Genomic DNA, 13,440 nt, shown 5'->3' on the forward strand with positions numbered 1-13,440 from the left:
GTCGTTATACGCCGATGAGACACGCTGGATCAACCTTCATGTGGAAGATACTGAAACGAGCGACCGCGTCTATGTGGCCCGAGACGGTGTGTCCGAGCGGATCGCCTTGCGGCTGACGGATGCGATGGTGCGCGATCTGGTCGAGCGGATGCTGCAGGCCACCGGCCGCCGCGTCGACATCAGCCAACCGTTCGTCGACGCGTCTCTGCCGGACGGTTCGCGACTGCATGTCGCGATCGCCGATGTCGTCCGGGGTTCCTGGGCCGTGAACATCCGCAAGTTCCTGCCTCGATACCGCACTCTGCAGGCGCTGGTCGATCTGGGAATGCTGCCGGCCGATGTCGCGGAGATGCTGAGCAGGGCGATGCGAGACGGGCTGAGCGTGATCGTGTCAGGAGCGACCCACGCGGGTAAGACCACCCTTCTCGGCGCGCTTCTCGCCTCTTGCGCAGACAACCAGCGCATCATCACGGTCGAGGAGACTTTCGAACTCGCGGTGGACGGTCCCGATCTCGTCGCGTTGCAGGGCCGGCAGTCGAGCCTGGAGGGCACCGGAGAGATCACTCTGCGCAGGCTCGTGAAAGAGGCGCTGCGCATGCGGCCGGATCGTCTCGTCGTCGGCGAAGTCCGCGATGCAGAAGCGCTCGATCTGGTTCTCGCCCTGAACACCGGCGTGCCCGGCGCGGGCACTGTCCACGCGAACTCGGCGGTGGAAGCCCTTGAGAAGCTCACGATCCTTCCGCTGCTCGCCGGGCGGAACATCGATCGCTCGTTCATCGCTCCGGCCCTCGCGGCTTCGGTCTCGATGGTCGTGCACTGCGCTCGCGACACGGCGGGCGGCAGGCATGTCGTCGAGGTGATCGCTCCGACCGGTGAGGTCGTCGAGGGGCGCATCATCACGCGATCGCTCTATCGTGCGGAGCCGCTGTCATGACGTTGTTCGTCGGTGCGCTCCTCGCTGCCGGACTGCTTCTGTGCGCGTCGCCGTGGCTGTGGCCGCATCGGGAGAAGGGCGATCGTCCTCTGACGAAGGGCGGATGGCTCGCTCGTCTGATCGAAGAGGCCGGCTATTCGGCGATTCAGCAACGTACCGTCGTGATCGTCATCATCGCGCTCGCTCTGGCTGCGGCGGCCACGGCCTGGCTGGTCACCGCGATCGCGACGTTGGCGGTCCTCGCAGCGATCGGGGGAGCGTCGGCTCCGATCGCCTTCCTCCGGTCGCGCAGACTGCGACTGCTCAAGGCACGAAGACAGCTCTGGCCGGACGTCTGCGACCTCCTCATCGCGTCGATCCGCGTAGGACTGTCCCTTCCGGATGCGGTCGCCTCCCTCGCTGAGTCAGCACCCGCGATGGTGCGCCCCGCGTTCGCGGTGTTCGCCAGAGATCTGCACTCCACCGGCCGCTTCGAGAGCAGCATCGAGAGGCTGAAGACCGCGCTCGCCGATCCCATCGCCGACCGGATCATCGAGACGCTCAAGATGGCGCGACAGGTGGGCGGAACCGAACTCACCGGTGTATTGCGAGCGTTGTCGGCATCCGTGCGTGCCGATGCGGCGCTGCGAGGAGAGGTCGAGGCACGTCAGTCCTGGATCCGGGGTGCGGCCGTCCTGGGCGTCGTCGCTCCGTGGGTGATCCTCGGGCTGCTGGCGCTGCGCCCGGAAGGCGCCCAGGCGTACGCGAGCCCGGAGGGGGTTCTCGTGATCTGCGGCGGTGCGGCGGTCTCGGTCGTGGCGTTCCGCATCATGGTGCGCATCGGCCGACTCCCGGAGCCCAGACGGTGGTTCGCATGAGCGGTGTCACAGATGCAGCACTTGCGGTGCTGCTCGGCGGGCTGCTGGCTGCCGGAATCCTGTGCATCCTCGCCGCAGCTCCGCGATGGGGCGCGGCGTCGCTGACCACGCGCATCGCTCCGTACGTGCGTGACGCGGTCGACGATGCGGTGCTGCCGTCGGGCATCCTTCCGAGGGTGAGCGTGCTTCCTCTCCGCACCGGAAGCGGCTGGGAGCGGCTGAAGAGCATTTTCATACGAGGGCTGGGCGGAAGCGACGCACTCGCGTTGCGGCTCGCCCAAGCCGGCGTCGACCAGACACCGGCGTCATTCCGCGCTCGCCAACTCGCATGGGCGGTGACAGGATTCGGTGTCGGCTGCGTCCTCGTCGTGATCCTCGCGCTGACGGGACGGATGACGCCGCCGGTGGCGGTGCTGCCGGTGCTGACCGCGGCGGCGGGTGCGGTGGTCGTGGACCTGTTGCTCTCCGCCCGGGTCAAGGCACGGTTGGCACGACTCAGCGACGAGTTGCCGACCACACTGGAGTTCCTCGCGTTGTGCCTGTCTGCGGGCGAGGGCTTCCTCGACGCGCTGCGGCGTGTGGCCTCGATCGGTTCCGGCGAGCTCACGCACGAGCTGCGACAGGTCGTGCTCGCTGTCGGAACCGGCTCGCCCCTGGCGGATGCTCTCGCGGAGATGGCCGCGAAGCTGCGATTGCCTGGACTGTCGCGCGCCGTCGACCAGGTGATCGCGGCGCTCGAGCACGGGGCGCCGCTCGCCGGTGTGCTGCATTCGCAGGCCGCAGACGCACGCGAAGATGCGAAACGTGCGCTCATCGAGCAGGCGGGTCGGCGTGAGATCTACATGATGCTGCCGCTGGTCTTCCTGATCCTCCCGCTGAGCGTGCTGTTCGCAGTGTTCCCGGGAATGTTCATCCTGCGGCTCGGACTCGGCTGATCAGAGCCAACTCACTGAAGAAGCGAACAACTACGAGAGGACTGATGATGAGGGCAATAGGACGCTGGTGGGCGGCACTGGCCGCCGATACCAGAGCGCTCGCCGAGGATGAGACCGGCGATGTGCCCGGATGGGTTTTGGTGACCCTGATGACGGCCGGCTTGGTCGTGTTGATCTGGGCGGTTGCAGGCCCTGCCTTGACCGGGCTGTTCGAGCAGGCGATCTCGCGAGTGTCCGGACTCTGACATGCGCTGGCGCGCGGCGGGGGATGAGCGTGGGTCGAGCCCGGTCGAGTTCGTGCTCGTCGGCTCGCTGCTGACCGTCCTCACCCTTGCCGTGCTGCAACTCGGACTCGCCGTCTACGTGCGCAATGTCGTGCACGATGCGGCGGTCGAGGGTGCGCATTACGCGGCGCTCGCCGACACCGCGCTCGAAGAGGGTGCTCAGCGCACGCGAGACTCGATCACCCGTGCGATCGGGGCTGCCTATGCGGAGGACATCGCCGTCGCCGAGAGCGACCGGCTCGGGCATGCGACTGCGGTCGTGACAGTGCGCACCACGCTGCCCATCATCGGCCTGCTCGGCATCCCCCACGCGATGGAGGTGAATGCGGATGCCCCGTTGGAGACTCTGGGCGAACGATGACGAGGGGTCGGCGGCGCTGGAGTTCATCACGGTCGGCGTCATCCTGCTCGTGCCGCTCGCGTACCTCGTGATCACGCTCGGCGCCATTCAGGAGAGCCTTCTCGGCGTCGAGGCTGCCGCGAGACACACTGCTCGGGTGATCGGCCAGTCAGGCGACGTCGGGTCCGCTGCGGCGAACAGCGATGCCGTGCTGGCGAGCGTGATCGACGAGTACGGGATGGATGCCGCGAGCGTCGAGGTCTCCATGTCGTGCACACCGGCGGGAGCCATATGCCCGTCGGCCGGCGCGACCGTCATCGTCACGGTCAGCACGCACGTCTCGCTGCCGTTCGTCCCACCGATCTTCGGCCTCGACCAGGCGGCGAGCATCCCGCTCGAGGCCGCCGCCGCGCAGAAGGTGTCGCGACTATGGGGCACCGGGTGAGTCGGCGATCGCTGTTCGCGGATGACGAGGACGGCAGCATCCTCCCGCTCCTGCTGGGCTATGTCGTGCTCGCGCTCGCCGTGATCTTCGTCTGCACCTGCGCGACCGACCTGTACATCGCACAGAAACGGCTCGATTCGCTCGCGGATGCTGCGGCGCTCGCCGGTGCCGATGGATTCACGCTCGTCGTCGACGGCGACGCGGTGCGCGCGGAGCTGACGGATGCCGGCGTGCAGGAACAGGCGATCGCGATCGTCGACGCCATCACGACCGACGCGGCTCTCGTCTCGGCATCCGCTCCCGACGGCGTGACGGCCCGCGTGACGGTCGCTGCTGCCTGGCACCCGCCGCTGGTCTCCGCGTTCGTGCCGGACGGTGTGCCTCTGGAGGCGACGGCGACCAGCCGAACGGCGCTGCGCTGACGCGAACGCGGACGCTATCTTTCCGGTCGCGGGCTGAACCGGGGGATCCAGCGGATGAACCCGAGCGCGCCGAGCAGGCCGACGACGCCCATCACACCGGTTGCCACCGACAACGACGCGATAGCGGTCACGCCCGACACGATCAGCGGGGCGACGGCCCCACCGGCATCCGTGAGCGTCCGCCATGAGCCGAGGAACGCCGCCGGCTCCTGCTTCGGAGCGGTGTCGGCACCGAGCGTCAGCAGAATGCCGCTGGAGAGCCCGTTGCCGACGCCGAGGACTGCCGCCAGCATCCCGAACCACAGCACTGCGGCATCTCCGTCGTGCGTCAACGACAGCACGAGGAACCCGCTGCCCATCAGCACCATCGCAGGCATCGCGGCCCAGAGCCTGCCGAATCGGTCCATCACCTGACCGCTGGCGTAGAAGAGGGCGAAGTCGATCGCCCCGGAGACGCCGACGACAAGCGCGATGGTCTGCGCGTCCAGCCCCAGCGACACACCCCACAGCGGCAGCACGACCTGGCGCGCGGATCGCACCGCAGACAGCGACGCGGCGGCGAGTCCCAATCGTCCGAGCACGCCACGGTGATTCCACATCGTGCGGAAGATGCCCACGCGCTCCACTGTCGGAATGGAGCCGGTCACGACTTCGCCGGAATCCTCGGCGAGAGTGGAGGTCGAAGCGATCGCGGGCGTGGTCTTCTCCGGATCGGGTCCGAACAGCACCAGCACCACCATGACGATCAGGCAGCCGAGGAAGAACCAGATCGCCGCGTGTTCGTCGAACACCTGCAGCAACGCGGCGGTGACGAACGGCCCGACGAACACGCCGAGGCGGAAGCTGCCGCCCAGCAGTGACAGCGCACGAGCCCGGAATGCGACCGGTACGCGCGTCGTCATGAACGCGTGCCTGGCCAGACCGAAGGCCGCAGCGCAGAATCCGAGCAGGAACACGTATGCCGCGAACGCGGCGAGCACGGGGGCGAAGACCATCCCGAACACAGCGATGATGGAGATCACGCCGGCGATTACCATCGTGAAGCGTTCGCCGATTCGGGCCACGGCCGATCCGGCGGGCAGGTTGCCGCACAGCTGACCGATCACGAGCGCAGAGGCGACCAGCGCGGCGGAGGCGACGTCGGCGCCCATGTTCGCTGCGATCACGGGAATCAGCGGGATGACGGCGCCCTCACCGAGGGCGAACAGGATCGTGGGCAGATACACCATCGGCCCGAACTGCCTGAGGACCGATGACGCGCTGCTCACATGGCCACGCTACTCCGCGCTCAGCACGACTCCCGTACGTATGCGGGGTCGGCGGGGGTCGCGAGGGCGCGGTCGCGCAGGATCGTGGCCGGGGGCGAGTCGGCGTCGGTGCACACCTCCGCGAACGGACGCGGCAGATTGTCGGTGTACTCGATGTTCAGTACACCTGCGCCGTACGTCTCCACATACGCGGAGCATTCGTCATACGCCGCGCACTCCTCGCTGACGGCGAAGTCGAAGCCCGCCTGATCGCGGAAAGCGACGGCGAACTCGGCGGCGTTCTTCTGACCGGCGCCGAGACCCGCTGCGTGCGCGATCGACACCAGACTTGCAGCCACCTCCATCCCATCGTCGACAGATATCCTTCCGTCGGCGCGCGTGAAGGAATCGAGGTTGTCGAACTCGACGGCGTCGAACCCGTCCTCCGCGCACTGCCGGATCCATTCGCCGACCGTGGCGACGACGATCTCCCGCCCGGTGGGGGAGGAGATGTCCAGCAGTGCTTCGTCAGGCCAGTCCGGATCGCGCACTGGCAGTCCGGAATCATCGACGAGCACAGCATCCGACGGCCAGTCCTCGAGCTCGTCCGGCTGCGTCTGAAAGGCGTTGATGTAGCAGATCGAGAGGAGACCGGCCGCTGGGACATCACTGCGGTCACGGACGACGACCGTGACGTCGCCGGCGGGCGCATATCCGCCGCCGAGCTGGTAATCGAACGTCGCACCGTCGAGCGACGCGGCGAAATCGGTCGGGTCCGCAGTGGGCACGGATGCCGTGCAGGCGGCGAGGGCGATCATCGTCGCTGCGGCGGCTGCACCGCCGACGAATCGTCTCACGCGGATCTGCACACCTCAGAGTAACCGCGGCAGGATAGGCTGGGGTGTCATGCTCGAACTCGATCTCTCCGCCGACATCCAGGCGCTCAGGCAAACCTTCGGCGACATCAGTGAGGTCGTCGATGTTTCGCGACTTCGCGAGGATATCGCCCGGCTCAGTGAGGAAGCGGGCGCACCCGACCTCTGGGACGACACCGAGCGTGCTCAGAAGGTGACCAGCGCCCTCAGCCACCGTCAGTCAGAGCTCGCTCGCATCACCGGCATCGCACAGCGCCTCGACGACCTCGAGGTGCTCGTCGAACTCGCCAACGAGATGGGGGATGAGGAGTCAGGTCTAGAGGCGCGCAACGAACTCGCCGCGCTGACCGAGGTCATCAACCAGCTCGAGGTGCAGACGCTGCTCGACGGCGAGTACGACGACCGCTCGGCGATCATCACGATCCGCTCCGGTGCGGGTGGCGACGACGCCACCGACTTCGCCGAGATGCTCATGCGCATGTACCTGCGGTGGGCGGAGAAGCACAAGTATCCGGCGAAGGTCATGGACACGTCCTACGCGGAGGGTGCAGGCATCAAATCCGCGACCTTCGAGATCGACGCGCCCTACGCGTTCGGCACGCTGTCGGTCGAGGCCGGAACGCATCGGCTCGCCCGCATCAGCCCGTTCGGCTCAGCGGACAAGCGCCAGACCAGCTTCGCGGCGGTCGAGGTCATCCCGCTCATGGAAGAGGCCACCGCGGTGGAGATACCCGAGGGCGACATCCGCGTCGACGTCTTCCGCTCCTCTGGTCCCGGCGGCCAGTCCGTCAACACGACCGACTCGGCCGTGCGCCTGACGCACCTTCCGACCGGCATCGTCGTCTCGATGCAGAACGAGAAGTCGCAGATCCAGAACCGTGCCGCCGCCATGCGCGTGCTGCAGACCCGACTTCTGCTGCTGCAGAAGGAAGAAGAGGCTGCGAAGAAGAAGGAGCTCGCCGGCAACATCACGGCGAGCTGGGGCGACCAGATGCGCTCCTACTTCCTCTATGGCCAGCAGCTGGTCAAGGACCTGCGCACCGGCCAGGAATCAGGCAACCCCGCGGCGGTGTTCGACGGCGATCTCGACGACTTCATCTCGGCCGGCATCCGCTGGCGCAAGCGCAAAGACGAGGACTGAGTTCTCTCCTTCTCGATGGGGTGTCGCTCGCGGCGAGCGAGGGGCACGCGCTTAGGCTCGTAAAGCCATGATTCGGTTCGAGAACGTCACCAAGCGCTACCGCGGGACGAAGCGACCGGCCCTCGCCGGGGTCGACTTCGAGGTCCAACGGGGCGAATTCGTCTTCCTCGTCGGCGCGTCGGGGTCGGGGAAGTCCACCTGTCTTCAGCTCATCCTCCGCGAGGAGGTGCCATCGGCGGGACGCGTCGCCGTGCTCGGCCGCGATCTGCGCGCCCTCGCCAACCGCAAAGTGCCGTACTTCCGCCGTCACATCGGCTCGGTCTTCCAGGACTTCCGTCTGCTCTCGACCAAGACCGTGTTCCAGAACGTGGCCTTCACGCTGCAGGTGACGGGATCCTCTCGAGGGTTCATCCAGCAGGCGGTGCCGGAAGCTCTGGCGCTCGTGGGGCTGGACGGCAAGGAGAAGCGGATGCCGCACGAGCTGTCCGGCGGTGAGCAGCAGCGCGTCGCGATCGCCCGTGCGCTCGTCAACCGCCCGCAGGTGCTGCTCGCAGACGAGCCGACCGGCAACCTCGACCCGGCGACCTCCGTCGACATCATGCAGCTGCTGGCCCGCATCAACGCGGGTGGAACGACCGTGCTGATGGCGACGCACGAGGCTGCGTTCGTGGATCAGATGCAGCGGCGTGTGATCGAACTGCGCGACGGCGAGATGGTGCGTGACGAAGTGCACGGCGGATATGGCGATCGGTCGATGATCCCGCAGCTCGTGCCGGTGGAAGAACGCGGTGCCGCTGCGACAGCCGCGCTCACCGCTGTGCAGGAGGTGCAGCGCCAGACCGAGTCGCTCGAACCCCTCACGGCCGAGATGATCGCGTCGATGAGGGCAGCGCGCAGCGCCTCCTCGGCTCCTGCGACAGAGGCGACTGCCGATTCCGAATCTGACTCCTACTCCACGGCATCCGCGCCGACGCCGACCGTCGAGCCCGCGCCGACTGCAGGTCCTCGGACGCACCCGATCGTGATTCCGGAGGTCGACGTCGCAGAGCTCGGGGTGGCTGACCGCCTCGGACTCTCAGACAGCGGCGATGACGAGGAAGTAGGGCCGACATCGTGAGAGTGGGTCTGATCCTCACCGAGGCCCTCGGGGGCCTGCGGCGCAACATCTCGATGGTGATCTCGGTCGTGCTCGTGACGTTCGTCTCTCTGACGTTCGTCGGCGCGGCGATGCTCATGCAGGGCCAGATCAGCACCATGCGCGACTACTGGACCGAGCGTGCCCAGGTGTCCGTCTCGATGTGCTCGACCGTCTCGACGGGGGAGAGCTGCATCGACGGCGCAGCTACCCAGGAACAGCTGGACCAGGTGCGCGCCGAGCTCGAGAGCGACCCGCTCGCCTCGCTCATCGGCGAACTCCGCTTCGAGAGCAAGGCCGAGGCGTACGCCAACGTCACAGAGCTGCTCGGCGAGGAGCAGGCCAGCGTGCTGACCGAGGAGCAGATGTCGGAGACGTTCTACGTCACGCTCAAGGACCCCGGTCAATCGCAGGTGATCGTCGAGGCGTTCGCCGGCATCAGCGGCGTCGAGGAGGTGCGGGATCAGCTGCAGTATCTCGATCCGCTGTTCTCGGCGCTCACCGTCGCGACCTACATCGCCGTCGGCATCGCCGTCCTCATGCTCATCGCCGCCATCCTGCTGATCGCCACGACCATCCGGCTTTCGGCATACGCGCGGCGCAAGGAGATCGGCATCATGCGTCTGGTCGGTGCGTCGAACCGGTTCATCCAGACGCCGTTCGTGCTCGAGGGCGTGTTCGCGGCTTTCATCGGATCCGTGCTGGCCAGTGCCGCAGTGGTCGCCGGTGTGCACTTCGGCGTCAACGGCTATCTGAAGGGCCGAGTGCCGTTCATCACCACGTGGGTGACGATGCAGGATGCTGCGCTCGTCGTGCCTGTGCTCATCGGCATCGGTGTGGTCCTGGCTGCGCTGTCGGCCGGATTCGCGATCCGGCGCTGGCTGCGCACGTAGCATCCGTCCACGGCGTCGTGGCATCCGCAGTCCTCGTTGTAGACTGATGGGCTGTCGTGCGCTCGGCGCGGCACAGATCAGGAGAGCATCATGCCCAGGGAACGCGGGGAGAAGGTCGTCGCGACCAATCGTCGCGCACGTCACGACTACATCATCGAGAAGTCGTACGAGGCGGGGATGGTGCTCACCGGCACCGAGGTGAAGTCGTTGCGGCAGGGCCGCGCGAACCTCAGCGACGGGTACGCGTTCGTCAAAGGCAACGAGGTCTTCCTCGATTCGGTGCACATCCCGGAGTACTCGCAGGGGCACTGGACGAATCACTCGGCCAAGCGCATCCGCAAGCTGCTGCTGCACCGCGAGGAGATCGAGAAGCTGCAGCACGCGGTCTCAGCCGGCGGCTACACGCTGATCCCGCTCAAACTGTACTTCTCGGACGGCAGGGCCAAGGTCGAGATCGCTCTCGCCAAGGGAAAGCGCGAGTTCGACAAGCGTCAGACCCTGCGCGAACGCCAGGACACTCGAGAGGCCCAGCGCGCCATGCGCCTGCGCAATCGCGTGGGGGAGTAGTCAGCCCTCAGTTCTTGACGCTTCGACAGGCTCAGCGGTCGCAGGAGCGAAGCCGAACACCTCCCCGAGGAAGGCCAGCTCTCGTTCGAGTGAGTCGACGATCGTCTCCGCACGCCGGAAGCCGTGCCCCTCGCCCTCGTACACCACGTACTCGTGCGGGATGCCACGGGTGGCCAGTGCATCCCGGATCTTCTCGGACTGCGACGGCGGAACGACGCGATCGTCCGCGCCCTGCAGCAGCAGCACAGGCACGTCGATGCGGTCGGCGTGCGTGAGCGGTGATCGATCGATGTAGACCTGCTCGGCTGCCGGCAGCGGGCCGACGAGCCCGTCGAGGTAGTACTTCTCGAAATCGTGCGTGTCCTGCGCCAGGGAACGGAGATCGGTCACTCCGTAGCGGCTGATGCCGGCGGCGAACACGCCACCGCGCACGAGCGCGGCGAGCACCGTCCACCCTCCCGCCGATCCGCCGCGGATCGCGATGCGGCGGGGATCCGCTCGGCCGGAGTCGGCGAGCCCACGCGCGGCGGCCAGCACATCCTCGACGTCGGCGATGCCCCACTGGCCGTCGAGGCGTTCACGGTAGGCGCGGCCGTAGCCGGTCGAGCCGCCGTAGTTGACGTCGAGAACCCCGATGCCGCGACTCGTGTAGAACGCGATGGCGGCGGAAGCCGCCCCTGCCACGTGCGCCGTGGGTCCGCCATGGACGAACACGATATACGGCGGCAGCTCTGCGTCCGGCGCGGACGCATCGGGGTTCGCCGGCGCGTAGTCGAATGCATGCACGGCGCCGTTCGCGCCCTCGAGCGTGATGCGCGTGGCGGGCGGCATCCAGGCCTCATCCACCGGCAGGCCGCCGCGTACGCGCCGGACCTCGCCGGAATCGACATCTACGACCCACAGCCCTGCGCTCACTCCAGCGCCCCCTCCGGAGATGAGCACACGGGAACCGGACACATCATCGACGCTCGCATGCGCGGTGGCCGGCACATCGAGGCGCTTCTCGGCTCCGTCCCGACCGATGATCACGATCTCGTCAGAGCCGTTCGTGCGCACTGCGACGAGTCGCCCGTCGGGGAGTGGCTGATACCAGCGGTTGCCGAGCACCCACAGGCCGTATCCGGTGTCGGCGTCGACGGTCGAGACGGCCTCGGGCGCTGAGGCCTCGAGCCCTTCCACCGACCGTCGGTAGAGATTCCACCGACCGGTGGGATCATCGGCGTAGACGAGTTCCGTGTCGCTGATCCATTCCGGTTGCAGGGCCGCGCGTGCACGGGTGTCGGCGAATTCATCGCCCCCGACTTCGATGACGCACAGCTTCGCCTCCTGCCACGGCATCCGTCGCCCGCTCCACTCGACCAGTGCGATGCGCGTGCCGTCGGGGGAGAGTGCCGGGTGTGCGAAGAACGCCGTGCCCTGGATGAACACACGGATCGCAGTCGTGTCCGACGCTGCGGACCCGTCTGTGGGGATCTCCACGATCGCCCGCAGATGCGGCTCCACCGACAGGTCTTCGCGAACGGCCAGCAGCCGTCCATCCTGCAGCCGGAGTCCGCCGTGGTTCGCTCCCGTCGGCGTCAACGGCTCCGGCTGCTCGCCTTGGAGCATCCGGTACACACGCTGATCGTTCGCGTCGACGAAGAACAGTGTGCCGTCGGCCTCCGCCGTCCACGCCCCGCCACCGTACTCGTGCACCCGCGAACGGGCGCTCCATGGTGCAGGCAGGACGACATCACCGGTCGAGCTGCGCACGGTGACGCGACCGCCCTCGGCCGGCACCGACTCACCCCACCAGATCTCTTCACCGACGAAATGCGCACCGTCGATGCGCGGAGCGGATGACGCGATGTCGGCGGCGTGGAAGGGAGAGGACCAGGTTCCGTACGGCTGCATGCCTCGAGCCTATGCGGCGACGATCTGACACACGACGTCACACAGCGTGCGCCCCCGAACCGCCCTCCGAATCCGGAGGGGCGGTTCTTCGTGGATGCCGTCAGACCGCGCGCAGCACCGCGACGACCTTACCCAGCACCACGGCGTCATCGCCGAGGATGGGCTCGAAGGAGGAGTTGCGGGGAAGCAGCCACGTGTGACCGTCGCGCTGGCGGAACGTCTTCACCGTCGCGTCGCCGTCGAGCATGGCCGCGACGATCTCACCGTTCTCGGCGGTGTTCTGCGTGCGGACGACCACCCAGTCGCCGTCGCAGATGGCGGCGTCGATCATCGACTCGCCTGAGACCTTGAGCATGAACAGGTCGCCCTTGCCGACGAGCTGGCGGGGGAGAGGGAAGATCTCCTCGACCTGCTGCTCGGCGGTGATCGGGATGCCGGCGGCAATCTGACCGACCAGCGGGACCATCGCCGCATCGCCGACCGGCGTGCTGGAGTCCGCCGGGTTCTCCCCGCTGGTGCCAGGCAGGTCGATGAGGACCTCCATCGCGCGGGTCTTGCCCGGGTCGCGACGCAGGTAGCCGCTGAGCTCGAGCTGGCCGAGCTGGTGAGTGACGCTGGAGAGCGACTTGAGTCCGACGGCGTCGCCGATCTCCCGCATGCTCGGCGGGTAGCCGTGCCGCGCGATCGAGGTCTGGATGACCTCGAGGATCGCCAGCTGCTTTGGGCTGAGGTTCTTGCGCCGCCGCGTGCGCGAAGCCTCAGGGCTGGGGGCGGAGATGTCGCTCATGGGTGCTCCTTCGTGCGCGTTCACGGTGCCGGTGGTCGTCTCCACGGATGCTCATCTTCGAATGTCGGTGGTCCGTGATGTGGTGGTGATATCGAAACCGTATCCGAGAAACGGCCCGAAACGGAAGATCTGTTCGAGCGTGTCTGTGATTCAGGCGGATGGGTTTCGAAGAAGTCTTGACAGATGTTCGAATTCGAAGATACATTCGGTACGTAGCTTCGCATTCCCCGCTCCCGGCCGAGCGGCGAATGCGAACGCTACGCCAAACGGGCAAAGCCCAGAGGCAGCCAGATGGCAGAGGAGAGATCACATGAGCACCATCAGCATCAGCGCCCCCGCAGTCATTCCCGCTCGCACCGCGACCGGCGCAGCGACGCGGCTTCGACTGACGACGCGCGGACGTCGACTGCTGGTCGCTCTCGCGGCACTCCCGTTGGCGGCCGGCATCGGCTTCGCTGCCATCGGCGGCGGTTCGGCTCTCGCGTCGGGTGAGAGCGTCGAGCGCGCCACCTTCGACACCGTGACCGTCATGCCCGGCGACACGCTCTGGGCGATCGCCGAAGAGATCGCGCCCGCTGAAGACCCGCGCATCGTGATCAGCGAGATCGAGAAGCTCAATGCGATGGGCGGCGGGTCGCTGCAGGTCGGCCAGCAACTCGCGATCCCTGGTCAGTACGCCAACTGA

At 67.2% G+C, this 13,440-nt stretch carries 16 protein-coding genes; 12 read left to right on the forward strand and 4 right to left on the reverse strand.

Annotated features, from left to right (window positions below; translation table 11 throughout):
- Nucleotides 1-40: 40 nt before the first annotated feature.
- The 7 genes from ACP7AR_RS01555 to ACP7AR_RS01585 are packed head-to-tail and all read left to right on the forward strand — an operon-like array spanning nucleotide 41 to nucleotide 4,217.
- On the forward strand, nucleotides 41-934 hold the full coding sequence (locus ACP7AR_RS01555) for a CpaF family protein (RefSeq protein WP_426181871.1): 894 nt from the start codon (nucleotides 41-43) through the stop codon (nucleotides 932-934).
- Entirely contained in the window at nucleotides 931-1,791 is an 861-nt protein-coding gene (locus tag ACP7AR_RS01560; RefSeq protein WP_426181874.1) for a type II secretion system F family protein, read from the forward strand. Before ACP7AR_RS01555 ends, ACP7AR_RS01560 begins: the two co-directional genes overlap by 4 nt.
- Nucleotides 1,788-2,726, forward strand: coding sequence for a type II secretion system F family protein (locus ACP7AR_RS01565; RefSeq protein ID WP_426181877.1), 939 nt, complete (start codon nucleotides 1,788-1,790; stop codon nucleotides 2,724-2,726). Before ACP7AR_RS01560 ends, ACP7AR_RS01565 begins: the two co-directional genes overlap by 4 nt.
- A gap of 44 nt (nucleotides 2,727-2,770) precedes the next feature.
- Nucleotides 2,771-2,971, forward strand: a complete 201-nt coding sequence (locus ACP7AR_RS01570; protein WP_426181880.1) for a hypothetical protein — start codon at nucleotides 2,771-2,773, stop codon at nucleotides 2,969-2,971.
- A gap of 1 nt (nucleotide 2,972) precedes the next feature.
- On the forward strand, nucleotides 2,973-3,371 hold the full coding sequence (locus ACP7AR_RS01575) for a TadE/TadG family type IV pilus assembly protein (RefSeq protein ID WP_426181882.1): 399 nt from the start codon (nucleotides 2,973-2,975) through the stop codon (nucleotides 3,369-3,371).
- The gene (locus ACP7AR_RS01580) at nucleotides 3,340-3,795 is read left to right on the forward strand and encodes a TadE family protein (protein WP_426181885.1); all 456 of its coding nucleotides are present in this window, start codon (nucleotides 3,340-3,342) and stop codon (nucleotides 3,793-3,795) included. Before ACP7AR_RS01575 ends, ACP7AR_RS01580 begins: the two co-directional genes overlap by 32 nt.
- Nucleotides 3,780-4,217, forward strand: coding sequence for a pilus assembly protein TadG-related protein (locus ACP7AR_RS01585; RefSeq protein ID WP_426181888.1), 438 nt, complete (start codon nucleotides 3,780-3,782; stop codon nucleotides 4,215-4,217). Before ACP7AR_RS01580 ends, ACP7AR_RS01585 begins: the two co-directional genes overlap by 16 nt.
- Before the next feature lie 14 nt (nucleotides 4,218-4,231).
- Here ACP7AR_RS01585 and ACP7AR_RS01590 read toward each other — a convergent pair whose 3' ends face one another.
- On the reverse strand, nucleotides 4,232-5,446 hold the full coding sequence (locus ACP7AR_RS01590; RefSeq protein WP_426187571.1) for an MFS transporter: 1,215 nt from the start codon (nucleotides 5,444-5,446) through the stop codon (nucleotides 4,232-4,234).
- A 59-nt stretch (nucleotides 5,447-5,505) separates the two neighbouring features.
- Complete coding sequence (locus ACP7AR_RS01595; protein ID WP_426181891.1) at nucleotides 5,506-6,321, reverse strand: endo alpha-1,4 polygalactosaminidase; 816 nt, start codon at nucleotides 6,319-6,321, stop codon at nucleotides 5,506-5,508.
- 49 nt (nucleotides 6,322-6,370) lie between these two features.
- Here ACP7AR_RS01595 and prfB point away from each other — a divergent pair, with 49 nt between their 5' ends.
- The 4 genes from prfB (at nucleotide 6,371) to smpB (ending at nucleotide 10,075) form a co-directional block, all read left to right on the forward strand.
- Entirely contained in the window at nucleotides 6,371-7,480 is a 1,110-nt protein-coding gene (prfB, locus tag ACP7AR_RS01600; protein ID WP_426181893.1) for a peptide chain release factor 2, read from the forward strand.
- Nucleotides 7,481-7,547: 67 nt separating this feature from the next.
- Nucleotides 7,548-8,597 (forward strand): cell division ATP-binding protein FtsE, encoded by a 1,050-nt coding sequence (gene ftsE / locus ACP7AR_RS01605; protein ID WP_426181896.1) that lies wholly within the window; start codon nucleotides 7,548-7,550, stop codon nucleotides 8,595-8,597.
- Entirely contained in the window at nucleotides 8,594-9,508 is a 915-nt protein-coding gene (gene ftsX / locus ACP7AR_RS01610) for a permease-like cell division protein FtsX (protein WP_426181898.1), read from the forward strand. Before ftsE ends, ftsX begins: the two co-directional genes overlap by 4 nt.
- Before the next feature lie 90 nt (nucleotides 9,509-9,598).
- The gene (smpB, locus tag ACP7AR_RS01615; protein ID WP_188436937.1) at nucleotides 9,599-10,075 is read left to right on the forward strand and encodes an SsrA-binding protein SmpB; all 477 of its coding nucleotides are present in this window, start codon (nucleotides 9,599-9,601) and stop codon (nucleotides 10,073-10,075) included.
- On the opposite strand, the gene ACP7AR_RS01620 is transcribed toward smpB, so the two are convergent.
- Together ACP7AR_RS01620 and lexA are read right to left on the reverse strand one after the other, a co-directional pair.
- Entirely contained in the window at nucleotides 10,076-11,968 is a 1,893-nt protein-coding gene (locus ACP7AR_RS01620; RefSeq protein WP_426181902.1) for a S9 family peptidase, read from the reverse strand. It lies immediately after the preceding gene.
- 100 nt (nucleotides 11,969-12,068) lie between these two features.
- A complete protein-coding gene (gene lexA, locus ACP7AR_RS01625) occupies nucleotides 12,069-12,755 on the reverse strand; it encodes a transcriptional repressor LexA (protein WP_426181904.1) in 687 nt (228 codons plus the stop codon).
- Nucleotides 12,756-13,065: 310 nt separating this feature from the next.
- On the opposite strand from lexA, the gene ACP7AR_RS01630 reads away from it, so the two are divergent.
- Complete coding sequence (locus ACP7AR_RS01630; protein ID WP_426181906.1) at nucleotides 13,066-13,440, forward strand: LysM peptidoglycan-binding domain-containing protein; 375 nt, start codon at nucleotides 13,066-13,068, stop codon at nucleotides 13,438-13,440.

Source organism: Microbacterium sp. TWP3-1-2b2, assembly GCF_049896145.1.
Taxonomy (GTDB): domain Bacteria; phylum Actinomycetota; class Actinomycetes; order Actinomycetales; family Microbacteriaceae; genus Microbacterium.